The following is a 23,988-nucleotide window of genomic DNA, read 5'->3' on the forward strand; positions in this document are numbered from 1 at the left end:
CTAGCCGATCGACGCCCCCCGATCCGGCCGGCGCGGACGGGCGCGGGCCTCAGAGCACCCGGGGCGGGGTGTTGCCGGCGGCGAGGATCGCCCGGCGCATCGGCACGGCCAGCAGCAGCAGGAACCCGACGACGAAGAAGATCAGCAGGGACACCAGGCCCACCCGGTAGGAGTTGGTGAGCTGGAACACGATGCCGAACGCCAGCGGGCCGAGCCAGCTGGTGCCCTTGTCGCTGATCTCGTAGAAGCCGTAGTACTCGCCCTCCTTGCCGGCGGGGATGAGCTGGCTGAACAGCGACCGGCTCAACGCCTGGCTGCCGCCGAGCACCAGGCCGATGGCGGCACCGAGGATCATGAACGGCAGCGGCGCCTCGGCGGGTAGCTGGAACGCGCCGAGGATTACCCCGGTCCACAGCACCAGGCTGATCAGCACGGTCTTCCAGGCGCCGATGCGCTTGGCGAGGGCGCCGAGCAGCAGCGCGCCGCCGAAGGCGAGGAACTGCACCAGCAGGATGGTGACGATCAGGGTGCTCTGCCCGAGCTTCAGCTCCTCGGTGCCGTACTGGCTGGCCAGGGCGATGACGGTCTGGATGCCGTCGTTGTAGACCAGGAACGCCAGCAGGAAGAACAGCGTCAGCGGGTACGCCTTGATCTCGCGCAGGGTGCGGCCGAGCTGCCGGAACCCGTCGGTGACCGGATTGCCGCCGGCCAGCGCGGCGGCGGTGGGGTGCTCGCGCAGCCAGCGCAGCGGGATCAGGGTGAACACCGCCCACCACAGCCCGGCGGACACGATCGACCATCGGGCCAGGTCGAGGGTGCGCTGGTGGTTGCCCTCCTCGCCGAGCATGCTGACCGCGACGAGGTTGAGCGCCAGCAGCAGGCCGCCGCCCAGGTAGCCCAGCGCCCAGCCGCGGCTGGAGATGCCGTCGCGGTCGTCGGGGCCGCCGAGCTGCGGCAGGAAGGAGTTGTAGACCACCACGCCGGCGCCGAAGGCGATGTTGGCGATCATGAACAGCGCGCCGCCGAGCAGGTACCGGTCGCCGGTGACGAAGAGCATGCCGACGGTCGCCGCGGCTCCGGTGAACGCGGCGGCGGCGAGCAGTCGCTTCTTGTGCGCCGACCGGTCGGCGATCGCGCCGACGACCGGCAGGGCGAACACGGTGAGGAACACCGACAGCGACACCAGGTACGGAAAGTACGAGCCGGCGGCGACCTTGATGCCCAGCGGGTGGACGTAGCCGTTGCAGGTGTCGGCGCCGAGTTCGCAGCCGGCGGCGAGTTTCGTGACGGTGGTCAGGAACGGGCCGAGGAACACGGTGATCACGGTGGTGGAGAAGGCGGACATCGCCCAGTCGTAGAAGTACCAGCCGCTGCGTTCGCGGCGGGTGCTCGTCGGGGCGGGGGTGTCGTCCACCGCGGGGGTGACGGTCTCGGCCATCGGGGTCCTTCGAACGGGTCAGGCGGCCCAGTGGCCGCGGCTGCGGTAGACGTCGCGCAGCACGCCGACGTGATCGGTCATGATGCCATCCACCCCAAGATCAAGTAACTCGTGCATCTCGGCAGGTTCGTCGATCGTCCAGACGTGCACGTGCAGGCCGAGTCGGTGGGCGTGACGCAGGAACCGGCGGTCCACCACGGGCAGGCGCCCGTAGCGCACCGGCACCTGCGCGGCGACCACCGACGGGGGCAGGCGCAGCGGCCGGCCGGTCAGCGACGCCATCCGCAGCCGGGCCACCCCGCGCATGCCGAGGCTGCTGGCGACGCGGCCCTGCGTCAGGGCGCGCAGCCGGGCCAGCCGCGCGTCGCTGAAGGAGGCGAGCAGCACCCGGTCGCCGGCGTTGGCGCGGGCGATGGTGGACACGGTCGACTCCACCCCGCCGTCGGCCTTGACGTCGATGTTGAACCGCACCTGCGGCCAGGCGTCGAGGACCTCGTCGAGGCGGGGGACCACGGCGGCGCCGCCGACGCGTACCGAGGCCAGGTCGGCCCAGCGCAGCTCGGCGATGCGCCCCGCCTCGCCGGTGACCCGGCTCAGCGTGGCGTCGTGGAAGACCACCGCGACGCCGTCGGCGGTGCCGTGCACGTCGGTCTCGACGTAGCGGTAGCCGAGCCCGACCGCCCGGGCGAACGCCGCCGCGGTGTTCTCGTCGCCCTCGGCGGCGCCGCCACGGTGGGCGAACGCCAGCGGTGCGGGCCCGTCCAGGTAGGCGTGGTTCACGCGGGGAGTATGCCCGGACGCGGTGGCCGGCGCGTGACCGGCCGGCGGCCAGACCGGGTCAACTCCAGTCCGTCCGGTGGCCGGGCCGGCGCAGCAGGGCGAGCAGCTCGCCGTCGGAGGGATGGTGGGTGCGGGTGAGCGGAGCACGCAGGTCGTCGGCGGTCACCGGATCCGGACCCTGCACGCTGACGCTGAGCACCTGGTCACCGGCGAAGAGGTACAGCGCGGTGGCGGGGTCGCTGTTGTCGGTGTCCCGGGTCACGACGAGGGTGAGACCGTCGCCGGCGTCGGTGCAGACGTGGATCGTCCGGACGCCGCAGTCGACCCCGTCGGCCAGCGACCCGTCGGCGTTCGGGTGGTGCTGCTGCCACACCACGGGCACCTCACGGCCGTCGCCGGTGCGCAGGCCGTAGGCGATGTCGAGACCGAGCCGGTCCAGCCAGCCGACGGCGCCGGAGCGGGGCAGGTCGTCGGGGACCAGCAGCTTGTCGGCAGGCCAGGGGGAGGAGCGGGTCAGGTCGCTGAGGTCCCGGCGGTCCTTCGCGTCGTGGTACGCCGAGCGCAGGACGGCGTACCCGCCTGCGCAGGCGAGGACGAGCAGGGCGGAGACGAACAGCGGCACCCGCAGGCGGACACCTTCGCCATCGTGTCCACGCCCGGGGATCAGGCTCTCCCACGGCGCTGGGAGCGGCTGGTGTCGACCGGTCGGCCCGGGTCGACGTGACGGGGCCTGTCGGGCTCGTCGGGCCGCAACGGCACCAGCGATGCGGTGATGGCCTCGATGATCCGGTCGGTGGCGCGCAGGGCGGCGCCCGGGGCTGTCGGCGTCAGGTCGGTGAGGTCCACCGGGTCGCCGAAGTGCACCCGCACCACGGGACGGCGCACCAGGGCACGGGCGATGCCCCCCAGCAGGCCCTTGGGCGCACGGTAGGGCACCACCTCGTGGCAGCCCCACTGGGCGACGGGGATGACCGGGGCGCCGCAGGCCAGGGCGAGGCGGGCGGTGCCGGTCTTGCCGCGTTCGGGCCACATGCCGGGGTCCAGCCCGATGCGGCCCTCCGGGTAGACCAGGATCACGGAGCCGCCGGAGACCGCCGCCGAGGCGTCGTCGAGGGCGCGCCCGACGGCGGCGGTGCCCCGGTCGACCCGCAGGTGCCCGGCGCGGCGCATCGCGGCGCCGATGACGGGGGTGCGGAACAGTCCGCCGGTGGCCATGATCCGGGGGGAGACCCCCCGGGCGCGGCAGGCGGCGGCGAGCACGACGGGGTCGAACGGGCTGATGTGGTTGGCGGCCAGGATCAGCGGACCCCGGCGCAGCGCCTCGGGCACGTCGCCGCTGACCTCGAGGCGGGCCAGGAGCGCGACGACGACGCGGGCGAGCAGCTGCGCGGCACGCCAGATCAGCGGCGGCTGCCAGGTCGGGCGGGTGGTGTCCATCAGCGCGCAATGGTCGCACGCGGCCGGCGGCCCGCGCGGTGCGGGTGGCGTACGGCATGCGCACCGCGCGGGCCGTACGGCCGAGGTGATCAGGGTCATTGGTCCCGGGTCGCTTCGGGACCCCCGCCCCTGCCGCTTTTTCTACGACGCGCAGTAGTATTTACTACGTCTCGTAGTATGCAAAGCCTGGGGGTTACTGGTGGACGCGTTGGACGTCGCCCGCTGGCAGTTCGGTGTCACCACCGTCTACCACTTTCTCTTCGTGCCGCTGACCATCGGCCTGTCCGTACTGGTGGCGATCCTCCAGACGATGTGGCACCGCACCGGCGAGGAGAAGTACCTGAAGCTCACCAAGTTCTACGGCAAGCTCTTCCTGATCAACTTCGCCATGGGCGTGGTGACGGGCATCGTGCAGGAGTTCCAGTTCGGCATGAACTGGAGCGACTACTCCCGCTTCGTCGGCGACATCTTCGGCGCCCCACTGGCGATCGAGGCGCTGGTCGCGTTCTTCCTGGAGTCGACCTTCATCGGCCTGTGGATCTTCGGCTGGGACCGGCTGCCCAAGCGGCTGCACCTGGCCAGCATCTGGGCCGCCGCGATCGGCACCAACCTCAGCGCGTACTTCATCCTCGCGGCGAACTCGTTCATGCAGAACCCGGTCGGCTACCGGATCAACCCCGAGACCGGCCGCGCCGAACTCACCGACTTCGTGGCCGTGCTGACCAACAAGGTCGCCATGATCACCTTCCCGCACACCATCGCCGGCGCGTTCCTGGTGGCCGGCTCCCTGCTGGTCGCCGTCGCCATGTGGCACCTGGTGCGCAACCGCGACTCCGCAGACACCCCCGCCTACCGCTTCGCCGCGAAGTTCGGCTCCTGGGTCACCCTGGTCTCCGCCGCCGCCGTCGCCTTCACCGGCGACATCCAGGGCAAGATCATGACCGAGGTCCAGCCCATGAAGATGGCCGCCGCCGAGGGCCTCTACACCACCGAGAGCCCCGCCTCGTTCTCCGTACTCACCGTCGGCAGCCTCGACGGCAGCCGCGAACTGTTCGCCCTCAAGATCCCGCACCTGCTGTCCTGGCTCGGCACCGGCGACCCCAACGGCACCGTGCAGGGCATCAACGACCTACAGGCCCAGTACGCCGCCCAGTACGGCGCCGGCAGCTACACCCCGATCATCCCCGTCACCTACTGGAGCTTCCGCTTCATGATCGGCTTCGGGATGGCCGCCGCCGCCATCGCCCTGCTGGTGCTCTGGAGCCAACGCAAGGGCCGCACCCCCACCAGCAAGTGGCTGCTGCGCGCCGGCCTGGTCATGCCCCTGCTGCCGCTGGCGGCGAACTCCTTCGGCTGGATCTTCACCGAGATGGGCCGCCAGCCATGGATCGTCTTCGGCGAGATGCTCACCCGCGACGGCGTGTCCCGCAGCGTCTCGCTGACCGAGGTGCTCACCTCGTTCACCGCCTTCACCCTCATCTACGCCGCCCTCGCCGTCGTCGAGGTCAAGCTGCTGCTGCGCTACGCCAAGGCCGGCGTACCCGACCTGACCCCGGACCCCGACATCGACGACACCCACGACGACGCCGAGCGCCCGCTCGCGTTCGCCTACTGAACACCGGAGACACACCGTGGAACTCACCACCATCTGGTTCCTGCTCGTCGCGGTCCTGTTCACCGGGTACTTCATCCTCGAGGGCTTCGACTTCGGCGTCGGCATGCTGCTGCCCGTGCTCGGCCGCGACGACCGGGAACGCCGCGTCCTGATCAACACCATCGGGCCCGTCTGGGACGGCAACGAGGTCTGGCTCATCACCGCCGGCGGCGCCATGTTCGCCGCGTTCCCCGAGTGGTACGCCACCCTGTTCTCCGGCTTCTACCTGCCGCTGCTGCTGATCCTGCTCGCCCTGATCATCCGCGGCGTCGCCTTCGAGTACCGCCACAAGCGGCCCGAGGCGTCCTGGAAGCGCCGCTGGGACACCGCCATCTTCGTCGGCTCGGTGGTGCCCGCCGTGCTGTGGGGCGTCGCGTTCGCCAACATCCTGCGCGGCGTGCCGCTCGACGCCGAGCACGAGTACATCGGCGGCCTGCTCGACCTGCTCAACCCGTACGCCCTGCTCGGCGGCGCGACCACGGCGGCGCTGTTCCTCACCCACGGCGCCGTGTTCATCGCCCTCAAGACCGTCGGCGAGGTACGCGAACGCGCCGGCGCCCTCGCGGTGCGCCTGGGCGTGGCCGCCGCCGTGCTCGCGGTGGCGTTCCTGAGCTGGACGTTGAACATCCGCTCCAGCACCGCCGCCGTCGTGTTCGCCGTCGGCGCGGCCCTGGCGCTGCTCGGCGGCCTCGCCGCCGCCCGGGTACGCCGGGAGGGCTGGGCCTTCACCGGCACCGCCGTGGCCATCGCGCTGGCCGTGGCGACGCTGTTCGCGGCGCTGTTTCCGAACGTGCTGCCCTCCACCGCGGACGCCGCCGGGACACTGACCGCCACCAACGCCGCCTCCACCCCCTACACCCTGAAGATCATGACCTGGGTGGCGGTCGTGTTCACCCCGATCGTGCTGGCCTACCAGGGCTGGACCTACTGGGTGTTCCGCAAGCGCATCGGAGTGGCCCACATCCCGCGGCACTGACCCCTCCCACCCGGTGGCCCCGGCCCACCGGAAACGGCCCCGGTGGCCGACACGGGCCTCCCCGCCCGCGTCGGCCACCGGGGCCGCACCGTCAACGCGCCTCGCGCAACTCCGCCAGGCGCGCCTCGATCTCCGCCAGCTCCGCGCGCAGCTTCTCCGCCTGCTGCTCGGCCTCGGCCCGCTCGACGGCCATGATCTGCTCCACCGCCTCGTGCACACCCGGCACGTCCACCAGCGCCACCATCCGCAGCGCCTCCGCCGGCTTCACCACGTACGGCTTCGCGAGGGACTTGCTGCCCTGCTGCGCCGCCACCGTCCACTCACCGTCGGCGTACGCCAGCGTCACCGTCAGCCCCGCCGGCCCCTTCGGCTTCACAGCCTTCACCGCCTTGCGCGCCGGTGCGGGCTTCGCCTCCACCGTCTCCACCTTCGGCTCCTCCCGCCGCTGCTGCGGCACCCGGTCCAACACGAACTCCGGCTCCGCAGGCGCCGCCGGCTCCGGCTCCGGCGCCTCCGACTGCGGCTCGGCCGCCCTGCGCCCGGCGCCGCGCGGGGCCACCGCGACGTCGGCGGGGGAGAAGGGCAACTCGTCGCGCCCGAAGCGGACCACCACGTACTCGTCGGAGACCTCGGGGTCGGTCAGCTGCACCACCTGACCCACCTGCCCGGCGATCTGACCCGCCGAGGCAGTGAACACCACCTTCGGCTTGCGGCCCGCCGCCAGCGCCTCCCGGATGCTCTGCACCTCGTCAGTGGACAAACCCTGGCCAGCAGCACCCATCAGCAACCTCTTCCCTCGCACACCTGTTCAGTGCCTGCCTTGATACCAGCCCGCCCCGACAACCGGAAGATCAACCCCCCAGCGCCCGCAGCGCCGCGTCCGCGTGGTCGTCCATGTTCAGCTCGCTGTGCACCACCTCGACCACCCGCCGGTCGGTGCCGATCACAAACGTCATCCGTCGCGTGCTCAGCGCGCCCAACGGCAACCGCCGCCGTACCCCGAACCGCTCCGCCACCACGCCCTCGACATCCGACAGCAACGGATAGTCGAACCCGTGACGCCGGGAGAACTCCGCCTGCTTCGCCACCGGATCACGGCTGATCCCCACCCGGGTCGCGCCCACCGCCGCGAACTCGGCCGCCAGGTCCCGGAAGTGACAGCTCTGCGCCGTGCACCCCCGCGTCATCGCCGCCGGATAGAAGAACAGCACCACCGGACCGGCGGCCAGGAACTCCGACAACCGCCGCGGCGTACCCGTCTCGTCCGGCAACTCGAAGTCGTCCACCACGTCCCCGACACCCACACCCGCCACCGTGCACCTCCACGTCGCCGACCACCGATGCGCCCGAGCCTATGCGCCGACCCACCGGCCCGCCCCGCACCGCCCGGCGGTAGCGTCGGCCCCGCAGCCACCACAGGGGAGAGGCACATTGACACCGGTCACCGTCATCACCGGCGGCAGCCGCGGCATCGGCGCCGCCACCGCCCGCCGCCTCGCCCACGCCGGACACCACATCGCCTTCAGCTACCGCCGCGACCACCACGCCGCCACCGCCGTGCTCGCCGACATCGAAGCCACCGGCGTACGCGGCCTCGCCGTCCCCGCCGACACCCGCGACCCCGACCAGGTCACCGCCCTGTTCGACGCCGCCGCCGACCTCGGCCCCCTCACCGGACTGGTCAACAACGCCGGCATCACCAGCCCCATCGGCGCCTTCGTCGACCTCGACCCCACCGACCTGCGCGACGTCGTCGACGTCAACCTCATCGGCTACGTCCTCTGCGCCCAGCAGGCCGCCCGCCGCATGGACCGCCACGGCGCCATCGTCAACGTTTCCTCCGTCGCCGCCACCCTCGGCAGCCCCGGCGAATACATCCACTACGCCGCCGTCAAAGCCGCCACCGACACCCTCACCACCGGCCTCGCCAAGGAACTCGCCCCCCGCGGCATCCGCGTCAACGCCGTCGCCCCCGGCATCATCCGCACCGACATCCACGCCCTCTCCGGCCAACCCGACCGACCCGAGAGGGCCGCCGCCCGCATCCCACTGGGCCGCCCCGGCGAACCCGACGAGGTCGCCGCCGCCATCGCCTGGCTGCTCGGCCCCGACGCCACCTACACCACCGGCACCGTCCTACGCGTCGCCGGCGGCCTCTGACCCCGCCCCGCCGACCAGCAGGCCCAGCCGACCACCGCGATGCGCACCCTCGTCGACGGCTTCGGCGGCACCGTCGTACCGCGCCTGCGCACCACCCTCGTCCTCGCCCACCGCCCCCACACCGACCGACCCTGAGGGCCGCCCCCGGCACGCGCCACGACCGTACGACTCGATGCTGTCGGTGGGGTCCTCTACCGTCCGCGGACGTGAGCGCAGTGCAGACCTACCGCTACCTCGGACCCTCCACCCTCGGACACGGCCGCCTCGGCCTGCAGACCAGCGGCGGCCCCACACCCAACCCCCGGTTCTTCACCGGCTTCCTCACCACCGCACAGGCCGCCGCCGCCGGCCTGCTCGCCGTCGCCGAGGTCGCCCGCACCCGCTACCACCGCCCCGTCAGCCCCGCCAGCCTCGACCCCGTCGTCACCGGCAGCCGCGACCGACTGCGCTTCGAATCCTTCTCCGGCTGCTGCGGCGTCTACGCCCGCCTCGACACCCTGCCCGCCGGCATCGACGGCGACACACTCGAACACGGCACCACCAACGTCGACGTCAACAACCCCCTACGCCAGGCACTGGCCCGCGTCCGCGGCCTCGACCCACTACACCTGTCCGTCGGCCCCGACGACCTCACCGTCCACACCATGCACGGCCCCGTCGTCGAGAAGAAGGTCCCCCTGCCGGCGCGCTGGCTGCGCGGCTTCGCCGAGGTGCAGATCCTGGCCGCCACCTTCGAACCCCGCGCCGAGATCCCCGCCACCGAAGCGGCGACCTTCCTACGCCGACTGCCCACCACCAGCGACCGCTCGGCCCTCTGGGTCGTACCCGCCGGCCGGTCACTACGACTGACCTCCCGACCCGTCCCCGGCGCCGTCTGCCTCGCCGGCGCCAGCCGACTGACCGCCCTGCACGGCATGCTCCGCTTCGCCCACACCCTGCGCGTCTACGGTCCCACCGTCACCGCCGCCTCGGCACCCGTACCGAGCACCTGGGAACTCGACACCGGCGCACTGCGACTCTCCCTGACCCTCTCACCCGAGCCATACCGCGGATTCTCCGGCGAGGGCGCCACCCTCACCCCACTGGCCGGCGACGACGTGGTCGACGACGCCAACCTCGTCGCCGCCGTCCTCTCCTGGGACCCCACCATCGACGTCGACCGACTGGCCATCGACACCAACCTCGACCCCACCCGCGTCCGCGCCGCACTCGCCCAACTCGGCACCGCCGGCCGCGTCGGCTACGACGTCTCCGAAGCCGCCTACTTCCACCGGGCCATGCCCTACGACGCCGGCCGCGCCGAACGCGACAACCCCCGCCTGGCCGGCGCCCGGGCCCTGCTCGACGCCGGAGCCGTCGAACTCGACGCCACCACCGCCACCGTCCGCAGCGGCGAACACACCTACCGGGTACGCCGCCTACCCGACGGCGACCTCACCTGCACCTGCCCCTGGTGGGCCAAACACCGCGGGCAACGCGGACCCTGCCGCCACGCCCTCGCCACCCGCATGCTCGCCACCCACCACGCCGAGCAGCGGTCGTGAGCCGCGCACAGCAGATGCTCTTCCTCAAGAGCACCGCACGACGCCACCGCGAACTCGCCGCCGGCGGCACCAGCGACCTGTTCGACCTGATCACCAACGGCGCCGCCAACCAGATCGCCGCCGCCCTCGCCGGGCTGCCCGAACAACGCCGCCGAGACATCGGCACCGACCTGACGACCTGGTACAAGCAGCGGCAGCACACCACCCGCTGGACCGTCGGCGCGGGCGCCGCCCTGGCCGTCGCCGTGGTCGGCTGCCTACCCACCGCCGCACAGGCCGCCACCATCCTGTCCCGCAACACGATCAACCCCTACGGCGAACGAGCCGCCACCCTCGTCGTCCACGTCGCCGACGAACGCGGCATCACCTGGCTCGGCGACCTCGCACACCGCCTGGCCACCAAGGTCAACCAACAGACCTGGCCCGTACGGTGGCAGTTCATCGCCGCACTCCTGCACGCCACCGGCACCACCGCACCCACCAACGACCGGTTCGTCGAACTGTGGCTCAACTCGGTGGCCACACCACCGCGGCACCACCACGCCCGGCCCGCAACCGTGCTGCAGCGGCTCCGCGACGACCCGATGCTCACCACCATGCTGCCCCGACTCTTCGAAATCGACGGCCTCGGCACACCCATGATGTTCGACGAGATCGTCACCACCTGGGAGAACCGCCAACGCCACCCCCTACCCACCGCACTGGCAACCCTCGCCGCCGAAGGCGTCCTCGACCGCACCACCCTCATCGACGCCACCATCGGCCGACTCCTACGCGGCGACCGCGCCACAGCCCTGCGCGCCTTCACCACCCTGCTCACCGAACTGGCACCCACCACCGCCGAAGTCACCGCCCGCGCCACCGACTACCTGCGCCTGCTCACCGACGCACCCGCCCCCGTCGCCACCATCGCCCAGAAGGCCCTCCGCGACCTGCCCGACCCCGACATCGACACCCTGCTCGACGCCTCCCGCGACGTGTTACCCCGACCCGACAAGACCCTCGTACGCACCCAACTCACCTGGCTCGACCGGCTGGCCCGCCAACACCCCCACCGCGCCCGCGACATCGCCGACGTCATCGCGACCGCCACCGCACACCCCGCCGTCGAACTGCGCGACCGGGCCACCACCCTGGCCGCCCGCCACGGCCACGACACCCCCGCAGCACCCGGCCCGGCCACCACCCGCCCCCGCACCGACGAACTACCGCCCCCGCCGCCCGCACCGGCACCCACCCCCATCACCGACATCGACGAACTCGCCGAAGAGACAGCCGCCCTGCTCGGCACCCCGTCGCAGGGCACACCCCTGGACCGCATCCTCGACGCACTCGTGCGCCTCACCGCCACCGACGGCCCACGCGTACACGCCACCCTCGCCCCCGTCATCGCCCGCCGCCACTGGTCCTGGGGCAACGAACACCACCACGACCCCCTCTGCCTCTGCCAGGTCCTGGTCGACGTCCTCACCACCGCCGCAGCCACCGACCAGCAGGACCGCCGACGCAGCCGATGGCAAGCCCTGCTCACCGCCATCCACCGCACCGACCACGACAACCCCACCCCACAACTCATCACCACCGACCCCCGCGTACCCCCACCACACCGACTGCTCCGAGCCCGCCTCGCCGAGATCGGCGCACACCTCAACCAGCAGCCGGGACACCCCGGACTGCTCGCCACCCCCACCCACGCCAACGGCGCCCTCGACCCGCTCACCCTGCTGGAACGCCTCACCGCACTCGGCGACCGCACACCCTGGCACTGGGACCTCACCCAGGCCCTGCTGCGCCTGCCCGCCGACACCGACGACACCGTCGCCGACAAGGCCGCCGCACTCGGCACCCCGGCGGGGGAGCGGCTCGCCACCTGGCTACGCGCCGGCGGCCTACCACAACCCCGCACCCGCCTCACCACCGTCACCCGACGCCCCCGCAAGAACGGCCACGACTGGGAGCACGACCAACTGCCCCCCAAACGCCTCGCCGTCGAGCTGCGCCCACCCGACGGACACGACGACCCGTACGGCCTGCTGACCGCCGACCCCGCACCCATCGGCATCGAACACTCCGCCTGGATGAACCTGTGGCCGTCGATCCTGCCGGGGCACAGGGCAATCGTCGCCGCACACGCACTACCGATCGTGGCCGCCACCGCCGACATGGACCACCGCGACGGCGCCACCATCCTGCCCCTGCTCGCCGACAGCACCGGCCCCGGCGGAACCGCCCTCGACCTCACCCTGGCCTACGGCCTCGGCGCCCGCCACGGCACCGACCGCGTCGCCACCCTCGACGCCCTGCTCGCACTCGCCGCAGCCGGGCACCTCGACGCCACCGCGACCGGCCACCACCTCGGTCAACTGGCCGCCGAACAACTGGTCAAGCTGTCCAGGGCACTCGAACCACTACGCGACGCCGCCCTCGCCGGAGCACCCCTGAGCGTGTGGCGACTGACCGCCGCCGCCCTACCGGCGCTCCTCGCCGCACCCCGCACCCCACGCGGCCTGCCCGACCTGCTGAGCCTGGCCGCCGAGACGGCCACCACGACCGGCGTCCGCATCGACGTGCCCGGCCTGGCCGACGTCGCCGCCCGAGGCGGATCGAGCCGCCTCGTCACCGAGGCCCGCCGCCTGCACCGCGCCCTCGACCCCACCTGACCCGAGACCAGCGCCCCACCCCGCCGCGGCTCGACGCACAGCCGCGGCGGGGAGCTACCACCCACACCCGACACCACCGGCGCCTCCCACCAACCACCGGCGACAGACCGCGAACCTCCTGGGCAACTCCGGCGCGACGTGGCACGATCCTGCACGTGAGCAGCCCCACCGCCGCAGCCCAGCACCTGCGCGACCTCGCCCGACTGCGCCGCGTACGCGACCGCATCGACCGCGAGTACGCCAAACCGCTCGACGTCGAAGCCCTCGCCCGCGGCGTGAACATGTCCGCCGGACACCTCAGCCGCCAGTTCCGCCTCGCCTACGGCGAGTCCCCATACGCCTATCTCATGACCCGGCGCATCGAACGGGCCATGGCCCTGCTGCGTCGCGGCGACCTCAGCGTCACCGAAGTCTGCTTCACCGTCGGCTGCTCCTCCCTGGGCACCTTCAGCACCCGCTTCACCGAACTCGTCGGCGTCCCACCGAGCACCTACCGCGCCCGCGCCGCCCACACCACCGGGGAGCTGCCGTCGTGCATCACCCGACAGGTGACCAGACCGATCAGGAATCGAGAAGCACGGGCCACCCAGCCACAACTAGCGTGACCGGCATGAACATCACCATCCACTACGCCTTCCTCCCGCACACCGACGCCGACGCCGCCCTGACCTTCTACCGCGACACCCTCGGCTTCGAGATCCGCAACGACGTCGGATACGACGGCATGCGCTGGCTCACCGTCGGCCCACCCGGCCAGCCCGGCACCTCCATCGTCCTGCACCCGCCGGCCGCCGACCCCGGCATCACCGACGCCGAACGCCAGACCATCCTCGAACTCATCGCCAAGGGCAGCTACGGCACCATCACCCTGGCCACCGACGACCTCGACGGCCTCTTCGACCGGCTACAGGCCAGCGGCGCCGACGTCGTCCAGGAACCCACCGAACAGCCGTACGGCGTGCGCGACTGCGCCTTCCGCGACCCCACGGGCAACCTGATCCGCATCAACGAGCTGCGCTGAACCCCCGCCACCAGCAGAGGAAGACGCCCGACGGAGACCGCACCGCCGGCCCCCGCGCAACAGATGGAGACACCATGAGCCCGGCCACGAGGACGCACACCCCGCACGCCGCCGACACCCACGACCTGATCCGCGTGCAGGGCGCCCGCGTCAACAACCTCAAGGACGTCAGCGTCGAGATCCCCAAGCGCCGCCTGACCGTCTTCACCGGCGTCTCCGGCTCGGGCAAGAGCTCACTGGTGTTCGGCACCATCGCCGCCGAGTCACAACGAATGATCAACGAAACCTACAGCGCCTTCGTGCAGGGCTTCATGCCGTCGCTCACCCGACCCGAGGTCGACCTGCTCGAAGGACTGACCACGGCGATCATCGTCGACCAGGAACGAATGGGCGCCAACCCGCGCTCCACCGTCGGCACCGCCACCGACGCCAACGCCATGCTGCGCATCCTGTTCAGCCGGCTCGGCCAACCCCACATCGGCTCACCCAACGCGTACTCCTTCAACATCCCCACCGTGACGGCCAGCGGCGCGATCACCGTCGAACGCGGCACCAAGACCAAGGCGGAGAAGGCCACCTTCCACCGCCTCGGCGGCATGTGCCCACGCTGCGAGGGCATGGGCACCGTCAACGACATCGACCTGACCGCCCTCTACGACGCCAGCAAGTCACTCAACGAGGGCGCACTCACCATCCCCGGCTACAGCATGGAGGGCTGGTACGGCCGCATCTTCCGCGGCTGCGGCTACTTCGACCCCGACAAGCCCATCAACAAGTTCACCAAGAAGGAACTGCACGACCTGCTCCACCGCGAACCCACCAAAATCAAGATCGACGGCATCAACCTGACGTACGCCGGCCTCATCCCGCAGATCCAGAAGTCCTTCCTCACCAAGGACGTCGACGCCCTACAGCCCCACATCCGGGCCTTCGTCGAACGGGCCGTCACCTTCCAGACCTGCCCCAACTGCGACGGCACCCGCCTCAGCCCCGAAGCCCGCTCCTCGAAGATCAAGGGCAAGAGCATCGCCGACGTCTGCGCCATGCAGATCAGCGACCTCGCCACCTGGGTACGCGACCTCGACGAACCATCCGTCGCACCCCTGCTCAAAGGGCTGCAACACCTCCTCGACAGCTTCGAGGAGATCGGCCTGGGCTACCTCTCACTCGACCGACCCGCCGGCACCCTCTCCGGGGGAGAGGCACAACGCACCAAGATGATCCGCCACCTCGGATCGTCCCTCACCGACGTCACCTACGTCTTCGACGAACCCACCATCGGCCTGCACCCGCACGACATCGAGCGGATGAACAGCCTGCTGCGGCAACTACGCGACAAAGGCAACACCGTCCTCGTCGTCGAACACAAACCCGAGACCATCACGATCGCCGACCACGTCGTCGACCTCGGCCCCGGCGCCGGCACCCAGGGCGGCACCGTCTGCTTCGAGGGCAGCGTGGAACAACTGCGGGGGAGCGGCACCGTCACCGGCCGCCACCTCGACGACCGCGCCACCCTCAAGAAGACCGTACGCACCCCCACCGACACCCTGCAGATCCGCGACGCCAACGCACACAACCTGCGCGACGTCGACGTCGACATCCCACTCGGCGTCCTCTGCGTCATCACCGGCGTCGCCGGCTCCGGCAAGAGCTCACTGATCCACGGCTCGGTCGCCGGCCGCGACGGCGTGGTCGTCATCGACCAGGGCGCCATCCGCGGCTCGCGACGCAGCAACCCGGCCACCTACACCGGCCTGCTCGACCCGATCCGCAAGGCGTTCGCCAAGGCCAACGGCGTGAAACCGGCACTGTTCAGCGCCAACTCCGAGGGCGCCTGCCCCACCTGCAACGGCGCCGGCGTCATCTACACCGACCTGGGCGTCATGGCGACCGTCGAGACCACCTGCGAGGAGTGCGGCGGCAAGCGCTTCCAGGCCGCCGTACTCGACTACACGCTCGGCGGCCGCAACATCGCCGACGTACTCGCCATGTCCGTCGCCGAGGCCGAGGAGTTCTTCGGCTCCGGCGACGCCCGCATCCCCGCCGCCCACGCGATCCTGGCCCGCCTCGCCGACGTCGGCCTGGGCTACCTCAGCCTCGGCCAGCCCCTCACCACGCTCTCCGGTGGCGAGCGGCAGCGCCTCAAGCTGGCCACCCACATGGCTGAGAAGGGCGGCGTCTACGTCCTCGACGAACCGACCACCGGCCTGCACCTCGCCGACGTCGAGCAACTGCTCGCCCTGCTCGACCGCCTCGTCGAGGCCGGCAAGTCGGTCATCGTCATCGAGCACCACCAGGCGGTCATGGCCCACGCCGACTGGATCATCGACCTCGGTCCCGGCGCCGGCCACGACGGCGGCCGCATCGTCTTCGAGGGCACCCCCGCCGACCTCGTCGCCACCGCCTCCACCCTCACCGGCAAGCACCTCGCCGCCTACGTCGGCGCCTGACACGACGCCGGGCAGGCCCGCGGCACCGGACGCACGCCAGGACCGCAGGCCGGGTGTACGCCGCAGGGCACGCCAGGGGAGTGCGACGAGCCCGGCGTGCGTACGGGTTCGCGCCGCCGCAGCGCACCCGTCGGCGTGGATCACCGCCGACCGACGCCGACGAGGGGGCACCGAGCCACGGACACTACCGCGTGCCGCCGGCGTCAGGGGCTGGACGCCGGCAACGGCTGGCGACGCGTCGGCCGCGCGGCCAGTTTCCCGCCGACACCGAGGCGCCCCGCAACGCCAGCAGGGACACGCACGCCGAAGGCGGTGCGACTGCGGGCGGCCGGAAGAGCCCTCTTCTGCGGATATCAGCGCTGAAGCAGCCGGTTCGATAATGTACATTATGTCAAGTACGCCGGATCGGGCACTCCCTCGGCCCGGTCCGGCGGCAGGACGGCGAGGTGCCGCAGGTGCGTCTCCACCAGCGCCACCCGCACCCGCACCGGCGCGCGCGGCACGAAGCCCAGCGGCTGGACTAGGAAGACCGGCCGCTCGTAGGCGCCGTCGCGGAGCACCCGCCGCACCTCCTCGACCAGCACGCGCCCCGGCGGGCGGCCCAGATGTCGCGCGAGGGCCAACGTGCACAGCGGCGACCGGTCGTGGATCCGCACCCTCCCGTACGTCCCGGGCGCCTCGCGGCGCTCCCGCTGCACCCGGGCCACCGCGTCGAGAAAGCCCGCCTCCCGCCACGGTTCGCCGACGCCCCGCGCCTGCTCCGCCGCGATGACGTCGGTGGCCGCCTCGGCGACGACGGGCCACCCGCGTCGGCGCAGGGCCTCGGCGAGTGTCGTCTTGCCCGCCCCCGGCGCGCCGGTCAGTACGTAGCACCGCACGCTTCTCCCCCTCTCCCGCCGTTGCCGGCGAACCCGAAAATGCTGCATAATATCCCTTATGCATGACAAACAGGACGAATCGGTACAGCGGCTGATCGAGGAGTTCCTGACGGCCCGCGCCACCCGCAAGCCCTCCCCCCACACGCTGGAGGCGTACCGGCGGGACCTGCGTGCCGTCGCCGCACTCGCGGCCGAGGAGGCCACCCCTCCCCTCCCCCTCGACGCGCTCCCCGTCGCCGCCCTCACCGCCCGCGTCATGCGCGCGGCATTTGCCCGGTTCGCCGCTCCCCGTGCGGCCGCGTCGGTGCACCGGGCATGGTCCACCTGGAACAGTTTCTTCTCCTTCCTGGTCGCTGACGGGGTGGTCGCCGGCAACCCGATGCCGGCGGTCGGTCGACCCCGGGCGCCTCTCCCCCAGCCCAAGCCGCTGCGTGGCGCGGACACTCCGGAGCATCTGCTCGCCTCGGTGGCCCGGCAGGAGGGCCGCCAGCGCGACCCGTGGCCGGAGCGCGACCTGGCGGTGCTGGCGTTGGCGCTCTGCGCGGGGCTGCGGCTGTCGGAGCTGCTGGCACTGCGCGTGGGATCGCTGACGGGCCGTGCGGGCGAGCGGCGGGTCGACGTGGCCGGCAAGGGCGGGCGGCCGAGGGTGGTGCCGATCGAGCCGGAGCTGGACGGGGTGCTGGTGGGCTACCTGGAGAGCCGGGTGCGCCGGTTCGGGTCTCGCACGGTACGGCCGGACGCGCCGCTGCTGGTGGACCGTCAGGGTGAGCCGCTGCGCCGGGGCGGATTGCAGTATCTGGTGGAGTCCTGTTACCGGCGGGCGGGCATCACCGACCGGGTGCCGCGGGGGGCGCGGTTGCACGCGTTGCGGCACACCTTCGCGACGCGGTTGGCGGAGGACGGGGCGAGTGCGGCGGAGATCATGCGGTTGCTGGGTCACGCGTCGTTGGCGTCGTCGCAGACGTACATCGAGGTGACGGCCGGGCAGCAGCGTGCGGCGGTGCGGTCCAACCGTACGAATCGGGCGTTGGCGGGGTTGGTGGCGGCGGAGCGCGACGGGCGGTCGTGAGCGGGATCCGGCGGTACGTGGCGGGTCGGTCGCAGCTGTGCGTTCGGCGTGGGCGGCGGGTGGTCTGCGCGTCCAGCTCTGCCGGGGGCGTTTCGACGGGGTCCGGTGTGGTGCCGGCGGTGGCCCGGGCGCCGACCACCTCGGCGCCCGGGCCGGGGTGGTCAGGCGTGCCCGGTGGCGCGGCGGGCGGCGTCGAGGGCGTTGCGGAAGAGCATGGCGACGGTGGTGGGGCCGACTCCGCCGACGCGGGGGGTGATGGCGCCGGCGACGTCGGCGCAGGATTCGTCGACGTCGGGTAGGAGGCGTCGGCCTTCGTAGCGGACGCCGCCGCCGATGACGACGGCGCCGGGGCGGACGTGTTCGGGTCGGATGATGCCGGGGACGCCGGCGGCGGCGATGAGGATGTCGGCGCGGCGGGTGTGGGTGGCCCAGTCGGGGACGCCGGTGTGCACGACGGTGACGGCGGCGTTGGCGGTGGGTCGTTTCTGGGTGAGCAGCAGGGCGAGGGGGCGGCCGAGGGTGGCGCCGCGGCCGAGGATGACGACGTCGCGGCCGGCGACGGGGATGTCGTGGAAGGCGAGCAGGGCTTCGATGCCGGCGGGTGTGCAGGGCAGGGGTCCGGGCAGGCCGAGGGCGAGGCGTCCCATGTTGAGGGGGTGCATGCCGTCGACGTCGAGGTCCGGGTCCATGGTTTGCAGCGCCCGGTCGTAGTCGAGGTGTGTGGGGATGGGGTGCTGGATGAGCAGGCCGTGCACGTCGGGTGCGGTGTTGAATTCGGCGATGGCGTGGTGCAGGTCTGCCTGGGTGGCGGTGGCGGGCAGGTGTAGGTGGGGTGAGGTGAAGCCGAGTTCGGTGGCCTGGCGTTGCTTGATGCGGATGTAGCCGGCGCTGGCGTCGTCGTCGCCGACGAGGATGGTGGCGAGGCCGGGGGTGGTGCCGGCGGCGCGTAGGGCGGTGACGCCGGCGGCGACGTCGGTGAGGATGTGTTCGGCGACGGGGGTGCCGGGCAGGAGTCGGGCGGTGGGCATGGTGCTCCTCTGCCGGCGGGGCCCAGGCGGTCGACCTCCGCGCGTGCAGCTCCCCGATGGTTTGGTGCCCATCCTCTGGCCGCCAGTCGCGTGTGGGGTCAGCTTGCCACAGGGGTCGGGGGCGGGGTGTCCCGGTGGGTGGTGGCGTCGTCGGTGTGTTGACTGTGGGTGTCCCGCTGGTTACTGGTTCGGGCTACCCTGTCGGCCTGTTCGTGTCGTGTGTCGTGAGTGGAGGCTGGGGTGCCGCAGCGGGTGGGTGGGGAGTTGGGGGCGTCGGGTCCGAGGTTGGGGGTGGAGGAGGAGTTCCTGCTGGTGGATCCGGTGAGTCGGGGTGTGGTGGCGGGGGCGGACGCGGTGGTGGGGCGGGCGGTGGCGCGGTTGGGTTCGCGGGTGTCGGGTGAGATCACGACGTTGCATGTGGAGACGCGGACGGATCCGACGTCGTCGGTGCGGGGGTTGCTGGAGCAGTTGGTGTGGGCTCGTCGGGTGGTGGCGGAGTGTGCGGAGGCGGAGGGGTTGCGGATCGTGGCGACCGGTACGCCGGTGTTGCCGGGGGCGACGTCGCCGCCGGTGCGGCGGGGGCCGCGGCCGGATCGGGGTACGGCGACGTTTCGGGGGTTGCACGACGAGTTGGCGATCTGTGCGGTGCACGTGCATGTGGAGTTGCCGGATCGGGAGCGGGCGTTGCTGGTGAGCAATCATCTGCGGGCGTATCTGCCGTTGTTGATCGCGTTGACGGCGAACTCGCCGTTTTGGGAGGGGCGGGATTCGGGTTATGCGAGTTGGCGGTCGATGGTGTGGCCGCGGTGGCCGGTGGCGGGGCCGCCGCCGCGGTTCACGTCGGTGGCTCATTACGAGGCGGTGGTGGAGATGTTGTCGGCGGCGGGGGCGATCGTGGATGCGGGGACGTTGTTCTGGGACGTCCGGCCGTCGGTGACGCATCCGACGTTGGAGGTGCGGGTGGCGGACGTGCCGGTGTCGGCGCAGGAGTCGGCGTTGGTGGCGGCGTTGGTGCGGGCGTTGGTGGTGCGTGCGTCGGAGGCGGTGGAGCGGGGTGACCACGGTCCGGAGGTTGCCGGTGAGTGGTTGCGGGCGGCGTACTGGCGGGCGGCGCGTGATGGGTTGGAGGGTTCGTTGTTGGAGGTGGGGTCGGGTCGGTTGCGTCCGGCGCGGGAGGTGTTGGGTGAGGTGGTGGACTGGTTGGGGCCGGTGTTGCGGGCGTGCGGGGATGAGGAGCTGGTGCGGGGTTGGTGTGAGCGGTTGTTGGTGGTGGGTGGTGGGGCGGTGCGGCAGCGGGGGGCGGCGGGTCGTCGGGGTCGGTTGACGGATGTGGTGGATTTTCTGGTGGCGCGGACGGTGGTGGAGGAGTTGCAGCCGGCGTAGGCGTGGGGTGGCCGGGGGCGTTGGCGGGGCGCGTGCGTGGTGGGGTCAGCGGTCGCGGTGCAGTTCGCGGGTGAAGAAGTCGCGCAGGGGTGTCACGTGGCGGTCGGGGCGGCGCCATTCGGCGAGCAGGTCTTCGAGCAGGTGGAGTTCGTCGACGAGGGTGTCGCCGTGGTAGCGGCGGATGACGGGGTGGATGAAGGCGCTTTCGGCGGCGCGGTCGGGTTGGGGGTGGCGTTGGATGGCGAAGACGTCGCCGTGGTCGTCGCGGCCCCAGCGCAGGCCGACGGTGTAGTAGTGCGGGTGGTGGCGGAAGCGGGTGCGGATGTGGTCTTCGGGCAGGTCGATGTAGTGGCGTAGCTGTCCGTGGGGTTCGACGACGAGGGCGTCGCAGAGGAATTCGAACTGGGTCCACAGTGCGGAGCTGTGGTTGACGCGGTCGAGGACGAGGGTGGTGAGGGTGTCGGGGTCGCGGTCGACGAGGGTGTGTGGCAGGGGTACGCCGTCGTAGCGTTCGCGGAGCAGGGCGGTGAGGGTGCGCAGGTTGTAGCGGAATCCGTCGATGAAGGCGGAGGAGGCTTTCTTGAAGTCGCGGTCCTGGGCGAGGGTGCCGGCGAAGTAGAGGCCGTCGATGTTGGTGGACTGCCAGTCGGCGGTGGTGGCGGGCATGCGGCCGCTGGGGACCATGGCGGGTCGGCTGGTGGGGTCGAAGGGGGTGGTGTCCATGGTGAAGCCGGTGCAGCGCAGGACGGTGTCGTACTCCATGACGGCGGTTTCGCCGTCGGCGTGGGTGTAGGTGAGGTGTACCTGGTAGCGGTTGTCGAGGGGGCGGATCTCGTCGATGACGCAGTCGAGTACGGAGTGCAGGGTCTTGAACTGGTAGCTGTCGAGGACGGCGCCGTGGTGGCCGCGGACGTCTCCGGGGTGTTTGGTGTTCCAGGCCAGGCGTAGGGGGCGTGGGCTGGCGAGGTGGATCATGGCGGCGTGTCCGAGGATCGCCGAGGCGGTTTCGAAGGCGGAGTTGCCCTTGCCGAGGATGAGGACGCGTTGCCCGGCGTAGTGGGCGGGGTCGGTGTGCATGTCCTCGTAGCCGGTGGCGTGTTCGATGCCGCGGATGTCGGGGATGTGGGGTCGTCCCCAGCCGGTGGCGACGATGAGGCCGCGGCAGTGCAGGACGCGGTCGGGGGTGTGGACGAGGAAGCCGTCGTCGAGGCGTTCGATGCGGTGGGCGGGGGTGTCGAAGCGTACGGCGAGTTGGTGGTAGCGCTGGAAGTCGGTGAGGTAGCGCACCATGTCGTCGGCGTGGGGGAAGTATTCGCTGCTGTATTTGGCGAAGGGCAGGTCGGCGGGTTCGTGCAGCAGGGAGTTCCAGTCCCAGCGCAGTCGGATCTCGGGGTCGGTGCTGGTGGTGTGGACCTTGTTGAGGGAGATGAGGCGGCGGTGGCGGGGGAAGTGGCGGAAGAAGGCGGCGGGTGCGGGGGCGCGTTCGAGGGTGACGTAGTCGCAGCCGGCCTGTTGGAGGTAGTAGCTGAGTTGGAGGCCGGCTGGTCCGGCTCCGATGATGACGTACTGGTGGTGTTCGGTGGTGTGGCTCGTCGGGCCTGGGGTGGGTGCCGTCACCCCAGAGACCTTCGCCGATGCGCCGGGGCGGTGTCAACGCTGGGTGTGGTGACGGTGACGCGACCTGCGGTGAGGGTGTCGGCTCCCCCGGTGGCGGGGCGGGTGTTCAGCCGAGGTCGACCAGGAGGGGGCGGTGGTCGGAGATGGTGGACAGCGGGGTGTGCACGGCGGTGACGGGTGGCAGGCGGTCGAGGCCGTGGCGGTCGGCGAGGATGTGGTCGAGTTGGACGCGGGGTTGTCCGGCGGGGTAGGTGGGGCGGCGGCCGAGGGGGTGCCAGCCGGTGAGGAGCCGGGCGGGGCCGGCGGGCAGGTTGAGGTCGCCGAGGAGGATGCGTGGGGCTGGCAGGGCGCGTAGGGCGCGGACGGTCTGGCGCAGTTGGTGGGCGTTCCAGCCGGGGACGAAGGACAGGTGGGTGGCGGCGACGGTGAGTTGGCCGTGCGGGGTGTCGAGGACCGCGGCGAGGACGACGCGGGGTTCGTCGCGCAGGAGGATGAGTCCGCCGCGGGGGCCGGGGACGTAGACGGGTGAGCGTACGGGGGCGGGGCGTAGTCGGGTGACCTGCCAGGTGTGGACGCGGTGGCGGGTGACGAGGCCGACGCCGTAGCAGGGTTCGCCGTGTCCGTCGTCGTCGTGGGTGAGGGGGCGGAACTGTTCGCCGGGGGTGCCGACGACGGCGGCGGCGAAGCGGTGTTCGTCGGCGTCGAGGGCGCGCGCGGCGATGGCGGTGAGGTCGAGGTTGCCGCTGCGGCTCTGGTCGCGGTCGACTTCCTGGAGGGCGAGGACGTCGGCGTCGAGGGCGGTGACGGCGGCGGTGAGTCGGTCGGGGTCGACGAGTCCGTCGGCGAGGGACCGGCCGTGTAGCAGGTTGAAGGTGGCCAGGCGCACGCTTGCACCCTACGTGTCGGTGGGAGGGTTGCCCGGTGTTGAAGGTGTTGTTGTGCTCGGTGCTGTTGTTCGTGGCGTTGTCGGCGGTGGGTGTGTGGTTGCGGCGGCTGCGGGGTCGGTGAGTGTCGTCGCTGGTGAGGCTGGCCACAGGGCGGGCCGGTGGGTGGGTGGTGGTGGGAAGAATGGCGGCCCGTGGATGTGGATCCGGTGTCGTTGACGACTCTGCTCGCCGCGGCCGCTGTGGCCGGTTGGATCGACGCGGTGGTGGGTGGTGGTGGGTTGCTGTTGTTGCCGGTGTTGCTGGTGGCGGCGCCGGGGATGCCGGTGGCGTCGGCGTTGGGTACGAACAAGTTGACGGCGATCGCGGGGACGGCGACGGCGGCGGTGACGTACGCGCGGCGTACGAAGATCGATTGGGCGGTGGCGGGGCCGGCGGCGGGGTTGGCGATGTGTTGTGCGGGGGTGGGTGCGGCGTTGGCGGGTGCGGTGCCGGCGTCGGCGTACCGGCCGGTGGTGTTGGTGGTGTTGGTGTCGGTGGCGGCGTTCGTGGTGCTGCGGCCGCGGTTGGGGGTGGTGGCGCAGCCGCATCGGCGTACGCGGGTGCGGGTGGGTGTGGCGGTGGTGGTGGCGGGGGTGGGTATCGGGTTGTACGACGGGTTGGTGGGCCCGGGTACGGGGACGTTTCTGGTGGTGGCGTTCACGGCGTTGGTGGGGGCGGACTTCGTGCACGGTTCGGCGATGGCGAAGGTCGTGAACGTGGGGACGAACCTGGGGGCGTTGGCGGTGTTCGCGGCGACGGGGCACGTGTGGTGGCTGCTGGGGGCGGCGATGGCGGTGTGCAACATCGCGGGGGCGGCGTTGGGGGCGCGGATGGCGTTGCGGCGTGGTTCGGGTTTCGTGCGGGTCGTGTTGTTGGTGGTGGTGGTGGCGTTGGTCGGCAAGTTGGGTTTCGACCAGTGGGTGGCGGCCTGACGGTTCGCCACCCACTGGTCGTCGGGGTGGTT

The 23,988-nt window shown here is 71.7% G+C and carries 21 protein-coding genes; 11 read left to right on the forward strand and 10 right to left on the reverse strand.

Annotated features, from left to right (window positions below):
* Nucleotides 1–49 precede the first annotated feature (49 nt).
* The 4 genes from CLT72_RS05980 to CLT72_RS05995 are packed head-to-tail and all read right to left on the reverse strand — an operon-like array spanning nucleotide 50 to nucleotide 3,655.
* Nucleotides 50–1,438 carry an MFS transporter gene (locus CLT72_RS05980; RefSeq protein ID WP_101409879.1) on the reverse strand — a complete coding sequence of 463 codons (1,389 nt, stop codon included), beginning with the start codon at nucleotides 1,436–1,438 and terminating at the stop codon, nucleotides 50–52.
* 18 nt (nucleotides 1,439–1,456) lie between these two features.
* The gene (locus CLT72_RS05985) at nucleotides 1,457–2,218 is read right to left on the reverse strand and encodes a glycerophosphodiester phosphodiesterase family protein (protein WP_101409880.1); all 762 of its coding nucleotides are present in this window, start codon (nucleotides 2,216–2,218) and stop codon (nucleotides 1,457–1,459) included.
* A 58-nt stretch (nucleotides 2,219–2,276) separates the two neighbouring features.
* Nucleotides 2,277–2,840, reverse strand: a complete 564-nt coding sequence (locus tag CLT72_RS05990; protein ID WP_101409881.1) for a hypothetical protein — start codon at nucleotides 2,838–2,840, stop codon at nucleotides 2,277–2,279.
* A 41-nt stretch (nucleotides 2,841–2,881) separates the two neighbouring features.
* Nucleotides 2,882–3,655: a lysophospholipid acyltransferase family protein gene (locus tag CLT72_RS05995; RefSeq protein WP_101409882.1), complete on the reverse strand. Its 774-nt coding sequence runs from the start codon at nucleotides 3,653–3,655 to the stop codon at nucleotides 2,882–2,884.
* A gap of 199 nt (nucleotides 3,656–3,854) precedes the next feature.
* Between CLT72_RS05995 and CLT72_RS06000 the strand changes: the two genes are divergently transcribed.
* Together CLT72_RS06000 and cydB are read left to right on the forward strand one after the other, a co-directional pair.
* The gene (locus CLT72_RS06000; RefSeq protein ID WP_101409883.1) at nucleotides 3,855–5,270 is read left to right on the forward strand and encodes a cytochrome ubiquinol oxidase subunit I; all 1,416 of its coding nucleotides are present in this window, start codon (nucleotides 3,855–3,857) and stop codon (nucleotides 5,268–5,270) included.
* Between the two features lie 16 nt (nucleotides 5,271–5,286).
* Complete coding sequence (gene cydB, locus CLT72_RS06005) at nucleotides 5,287–6,285, forward strand: cytochrome d ubiquinol oxidase subunit II (RefSeq protein WP_101409884.1); 999 nt, start codon at nucleotides 5,287–5,289, stop codon at nucleotides 6,283–6,285.
* A 91-nt stretch (nucleotides 6,286–6,376) separates the two neighbouring features.
* Here cydB and CLT72_RS06010 read toward each other — a convergent pair whose 3' ends face one another.
* Both CLT72_RS06010 and CLT72_RS06015 read right to left on the reverse strand, forming a co-directional pair.
* Nucleotides 6,377–7,066: a hypothetical protein gene (locus tag CLT72_RS06010; protein ID WP_089000355.1), complete on the reverse strand. Its 690-nt coding sequence runs from the start codon at nucleotides 7,064–7,066 to the stop codon at nucleotides 6,377–6,379.
* Nucleotides 7,067–7,136: 70 nt separating this feature from the next.
* Complete coding sequence (locus CLT72_RS06015; protein WP_101409885.1) at nucleotides 7,137–7,598, reverse strand: peroxiredoxin; 462 nt, start codon at nucleotides 7,596–7,598, stop codon at nucleotides 7,137–7,139.
* Between the two features lie 118 nt (nucleotides 7,599–7,716).
* Here CLT72_RS06015 and CLT72_RS06020 point away from each other — a divergent pair, with 118 nt between their 5' ends.
* From CLT72_RS06020 to CLT72_RS06045, 6 genes are all read left to right on the forward strand, one after another.
* Nucleotides 7,717–8,445 (forward strand): SDR family oxidoreductase, encoded by a 729-nt coding sequence (locus CLT72_RS06020; RefSeq protein WP_101409886.1) that lies wholly within the window; start codon nucleotides 7,717–7,719, stop codon nucleotides 8,443–8,445.
* A gap of 206 nt (nucleotides 8,446–8,651) precedes the next feature.
* On the forward strand, nucleotides 8,652–9,989 hold the full coding sequence (locus CLT72_RS06025) for an SWIM zinc finger family protein (protein WP_101409887.1): 1,338 nt from the start codon (nucleotides 8,652–8,654) through the stop codon (nucleotides 9,987–9,989).
* Nucleotides 9,986–12,649 (forward strand): DUF7824 domain-containing protein, encoded by a 2,664-nt coding sequence (locus tag CLT72_RS06030; RefSeq protein WP_486484189.1) that lies wholly within the window; start codon nucleotides 9,986–9,988, stop codon nucleotides 12,647–12,649. The genes CLT72_RS06025 and CLT72_RS06030 overlap by 4 nt, the downstream gene beginning before the upstream one ends.
* A gap of 155 nt (nucleotides 12,650–12,804) precedes the next feature.
* A complete protein-coding gene (locus CLT72_RS06035; protein WP_101409888.1) occupies nucleotides 12,805–13,254 on the forward strand; it encodes a helix-turn-helix transcriptional regulator in 450 nt (149 codons plus the stop codon).
* A 5-nt stretch (nucleotides 13,255–13,259) separates the two neighbouring features.
* On the forward strand, nucleotides 13,260–13,670 hold the full coding sequence (locus tag CLT72_RS06040) for a VOC family protein (RefSeq protein WP_101414969.1): 411 nt from the start codon (nucleotides 13,260–13,262) through the stop codon (nucleotides 13,668–13,670).
* Between the two features lie 74 nt (nucleotides 13,671–13,744).
* Nucleotides 13,745–16,123 (forward strand): excinuclease ABC subunit UvrA, encoded by a 2,379-nt coding sequence (locus tag CLT72_RS06045; protein ID WP_101409889.1) that lies wholly within the window; start codon nucleotides 13,745–13,747, stop codon nucleotides 16,121–16,123.
* Between the two features lie 386 nt (nucleotides 16,124–16,509).
* On the opposite strand, the gene CLT72_RS06050 is transcribed toward CLT72_RS06045, so the two are convergent.
* Complete coding sequence (locus CLT72_RS06050) at nucleotides 16,510–17,001, reverse strand: AAA family ATPase (protein ID WP_158241976.1); 492 nt, start codon at nucleotides 16,999–17,001, stop codon at nucleotides 16,510–16,512.
* A gap of 58 nt (nucleotides 17,002–17,059) precedes the next feature.
* On the opposite strand from CLT72_RS06050, the gene CLT72_RS06055 reads away from it, so the two are divergent.
* Nucleotides 17,060–18,070 carry a tyrosine-type recombinase/integrase gene (locus CLT72_RS06055; RefSeq protein ID WP_101409891.1) on the forward strand — a complete coding sequence of 337 codons (1,011 nt, stop codon included), beginning with the start codon at nucleotides 17,060–17,062 and terminating at the stop codon, nucleotides 18,068–18,070.
* Nucleotides 18,071–18,231: 161 nt separating this feature from the next.
* Here the strand turns inward: CLT72_RS06055 and CLT72_RS06060 are convergent, their stop codons facing one another.
* Entirely contained in the window at nucleotides 18,232–19,098 is an 867-nt protein-coding gene (locus CLT72_RS06060) for a bifunctional 5,10-methylenetetrahydrofolate dehydrogenase/5,10-methenyltetrahydrofolate cyclohydrolase (RefSeq protein ID WP_101409892.1), read from the reverse strand.
* A 240-nt stretch (nucleotides 19,099–19,338) separates the two neighbouring features.
* Between CLT72_RS06060 and CLT72_RS06065 the strand changes: the two genes are divergently transcribed.
* Nucleotides 19,339–20,481 (forward strand): glutamate--cysteine ligase, encoded by a 1,143-nt coding sequence (locus tag CLT72_RS06065; protein WP_308220782.1) that lies wholly within the window; start codon nucleotides 19,339–19,341, stop codon nucleotides 20,479–20,481.
* Between the two features lie 45 nt (nucleotides 20,482–20,526).
* Here CLT72_RS06065 and CLT72_RS06070 read toward each other — a convergent pair whose 3' ends face one another.
* Together CLT72_RS06070 and CLT72_RS06075 are read right to left on the reverse strand one after the other, a co-directional pair.
* On the reverse strand, nucleotides 20,527–22,098 hold the full coding sequence (locus CLT72_RS06070) for an NAD(P)-binding domain-containing protein (RefSeq protein ID WP_101409893.1): 1,572 nt from the start codon (nucleotides 22,096–22,098) through the stop codon (nucleotides 20,527–20,529).
* A gap of 106 nt (nucleotides 22,099–22,204) precedes the next feature.
* A complete protein-coding gene (locus CLT72_RS06075; RefSeq protein ID WP_101409894.1) occupies nucleotides 22,205–22,984 on the reverse strand; it encodes an endonuclease/exonuclease/phosphatase family protein in 780 nt (259 codons plus the stop codon).
* A 198-nt stretch (nucleotides 22,985–23,182) separates the two neighbouring features.
* Here CLT72_RS06075 and CLT72_RS06080 point away from each other — a divergent pair, with 198 nt between their 5' ends.
* Complete coding sequence (locus CLT72_RS06080; protein WP_199184709.1) at nucleotides 23,183–23,956, forward strand: sulfite exporter TauE/SafE family protein; 774 nt, start codon at nucleotides 23,183–23,185, stop codon at nucleotides 23,954–23,956.
* Nucleotides 23,957–23,988: the final 32 nt, after the last annotated feature.

Source organism: Micromonospora sp. CNZ309, assembly GCF_002846525.1.

What these genes read in the sequence shown, in the direction of transcription:
- CLT72_RS05980 (WP_101409879.1), bottom strand. Translation starts at nt 1,438, where the DNA reads ATGGCCGAGACCGTCACCCCCGCGGTGGACGACACCCCCGCCCCGACG.
- CLT72_RS05995 (WP_101409882.1), bottom strand. Translation starts at nt 3,655, where the DNA reads ATGGACACCACCCGCCCGACCTGGCAGCCGCCGCTGATCTGGCGTGCC.
- CLT72_RS06010 (WP_089000355.1), bottom strand. Translation starts at nt 7,066, where the DNA reads ATGGGTGCTGCTGGCCAGGGTTTGTCCACTGACGAGGTGCAGAGCATC.
- CLT72_RS06040 (WP_101414969.1), top strand. Translation starts at nt 13,260, where the DNA reads ATGAACATCACCATCCACTACGCCTTCCTCCCGCACACCGACGCCGAC.
- CLT72_RS06045 (WP_101409889.1), top strand. Translation starts at nt 13,745, where the DNA reads ATGAGCCCGGCCACGAGGACGCACACCCCGCACGCCGCCGACACCCAC.
- CLT72_RS06055 (WP_101409891.1), top strand. Translation starts at nt 17,060, where the DNA reads ATGCATGACAAACAGGACGAATCGGTACAGCGGCTGATCGAGGAGTTC.
- CLT72_RS06060 (WP_101409892.1), bottom strand. Translation starts at nt 19,098, where the DNA reads ATGCCCACCGCCCGACTCCTGCCCGGCACCCCCGTCGCCGAACACATC.